The following is a 2,490-nucleotide window of genomic DNA, read 5'->3' on the forward strand; positions in this document are numbered from 1 at the left end:
TCATTAGGCTAACATCCCCTTAGCTTCTGATAAAAGTCCTTCTTTTCTAGTAAAGATATAAGTAAAATATTGATTAATTTGATAAGCAGTTAAACACCAAATATAGTGAGCAAAGTATCCTAAGGGTGATCTAGGTAGTGAAGTTTCTAAACCAAGTCTTAGTTTTAAAACTGAAAAGATTGTTTCTACTCTCTGTCTTAATTTAAGTAATTGATGTTGAGTTTTAGTCATAATTTTTTTCATATTTGCTTTGACAGCTGTAAATAATTGTTTACCTAAATTCTTTGCTTTTTCCTGCCAGTTTTTACCAAGATAGCCAGCGTCAGCAATAATCAAACCAAAGATATTATTCCAGATCATGTCCAAGCCCTTGCGATCGTCGATATTGCCAGCAGTTATTCTAAAGCTTAAGATTTGCATTAGCTCATTACAAATAATATGAAGTTTAAAGCCATAGAACCAGCCCATAGTGCTTTTACTTTTAGCCGCTAAACCTCTAACTACCTTATGGCTAAATTCACGTTTAATCTTGCAGACTTCTAACTTAGTACTGTCAGTAATTTTAATCTTTTTTAAACCAGTTATTTTTCTAAAAAAACTCATAAAAGCTTGTAAAAGAAAGAGGGCAAAGAAGGATAATTTATTCATTGCTCGTAAGAAATTTTGATAACTAGGAAGATTAGGAAAATCAGTCTGGTGATATGTTTTTACAAAATAATAGAATGTTTTCCAATTCCGATGACCAGTAAAGAATTTAAATAAAGCTAATGATGTTAATTCAGCTAACCCAAGATTAAACTTCTTAACTGGTGGATTGTTTCTATCTGGTCTTTGCAGAGCGTATTTAATATTTAAAAGGATATTTTTAATAAAATCATCGACAAAACAATAGATAGATATTAGAATTAATTCCAGATCAGCAAGCTTGTTAAGGTAAGTCATATGTTTATATTATTTAGATTATTTTTTATCAATCTAATTATAGCATATGGCTTACTCTAGCAAAAGTTTGCCGTGTGAGATTCGAGTTAATAATCACGGCTGGCATGTTCTTTCAAAAAAGTGTATAATCATGGGATAAACAATTAACTCCCCATAAAAATGAAACAAAAACCAAGAGAGCAAGACTTGATCTGCTTGCTGAAGACATTGAAAGATCATAGAAGAAAAGAAGGAAAAAGACATCCGTTGGAAATTGTGTTGTTGATTATTATTATGGCTATTATGGCTGGATCCAAAAGTGAAAGAGCAATTTCAAGATTTGCCAAGAACAACAAACAAGCTCTGATAAAGGCTTTAAAAATAGCCAGAAAAGAGATACCCAGTAGAAGCGTTATTCAAGGAATAATTCAACAAACTGATTTTTCAAAACTGCAAAATATATTTTACGGATGGGCGTTAAAAATAGTTAAAATAGAAAAGAAAGACATTATCAGTCTTGATGGCAAAGCAATGCGTGGCACTATTAAAAATTCTCAAACTAATTTTCAAAATTTTACCAGCTTAGTTTCGGTTTTTGCCAGTAAAAGAAAACAAGTATTAACGTCGGCAAAAATAGAGACTAAAAAAGAAAATGAAATCCCCACTGTTCAAGCTTTGATTAAAATGTTGGATTTAAAGGATATTACCTTTACCTTGGACGCACTACATTGCCAAGAAAAGACAATAAAAGCGATCAAGAAAAGTAAAAATCATTATATTATTGGAGTAAAAAACAATCAGAAGAAGTTGTCTGAGGATATAAAAAAAAGTAAAAATTGGAAAACTTAAATCACAGTATGTTAAAGAGGAAAAGAATCGAGGCAGAATAGAAAAAAGAATAGTGAAAGTATCTAAAAATAATTTAGATGAGGCCAATAAAAAGAAATGGGAAAGTGTCAATTCAATAATCGAAGTGGAAAGAATCGTTAAATTTAAAGAAAAAACAACTAAAGAAATTGCCTATTTTATCTCCGATTTAAAGCCTGAAGTTGGTGCCAAATATTTTTACGAAGGTATTCGCTCCCATTGGCAAATTGAAAGTTTTCATTATATTAAAGATAAAACTTTCTTGGAAGATGATTGGAAAGTAAAAACAAAGCACGCCCCGGCTAATTATTCCCTTATTCGTAATTTAGCTATTAATATTTTTCGAAATCGCGGATTTGAATGTATTCAGGAAGCAATAGAAAAATGCGCTAATAATGTGCCATTTATGCTGAGTTTATTGTAGAACGTGCCAGCCGTGCGGGTATTACCCAACCGATTACCAAGCATAATTATTATGTTGATTCTGTGCGTGATCTGCCACGCATTATAAAAGAAGCTTTCTATATTGCTTCATCTGGACGTCCCGGGCCAGTTTTAATTGATATTCCGCTAGATATTTCTAAAAATGAAGTTAAATCTTTTCATTATCCTAAAAATTTAAATTTACCAGGCTATAATTCTTGTTTTGTTATGACTCGAGGCCTAGTTTTAAAAACTGCTAAATTAATTAATCAATCAAAA

The 2,490-nt window shown here is 31.2% G+C and carries 3 protein-coding genes and 1 pseudogene; 3 read left to right on the forward strand and 1 reads right to left on the reverse strand.

Annotation, left to right across the window (positions count from 1 at the left end; all coding sequences use genetic code 11):
* Positions 1-3: 3 nt before the first annotated feature.
* Positions 4-942, reverse strand: a complete 939-nt coding sequence (locus COZ07_RS03780; RefSeq protein WP_406607255.1) for an IS982 family transposase — start codon at positions 940-942, stop codon at positions 4-6.
* A 159-nt stretch (positions 943-1,101) separates the two neighbouring features.
* On the opposite strand from COZ07_RS03780, the gene COZ07_RS03785 reads away from it, so the two are divergent.
* The 3 genes and pseudogenes from COZ07_RS03785 to COZ07_RS03795 form a co-directional block, all read left to right on the forward strand.
* A complete protein-coding gene (locus tag COZ07_RS03785; RefSeq protein ID WP_406607256.1) occupies positions 1,102-1,770 on the forward strand; it encodes an ISAs1 family transposase in 669 nt (222 codons plus the stop codon).
* Positions 1,757-2,212 carry an ISAs1 family transposase gene (locus COZ07_RS03790; protein WP_406607257.1) on the forward strand — a complete coding sequence of 152 codons (456 nt, stop codon included), beginning with the start codon at positions 1,757-1,759 and terminating at the stop codon, positions 2,210-2,212. The genes COZ07_RS03785 and COZ07_RS03790 overlap by 14 nt, the downstream gene beginning before the upstream one ends.
* Positions 2,213-2,274: 62 nt before the next feature.
* Positions 2,275-2,490: pseudogene (locus COZ07_RS03795) on the forward strand (acetolactate synthase, large subunit, biosynthetic type); the annotation flags it as partial.

The sequence above is a fragment of the Candidatus Infernicultor aquiphilus genome, assembly GCF_002784285.1.
Taxonomy (GTDB): domain Bacteria; phylum Atribacterota; class Phoenicimicrobiia; order Phoenicimicrobiales; family Phoenicimicrobiaceae; genus Infernicultor; species Infernicultor aquiphilus.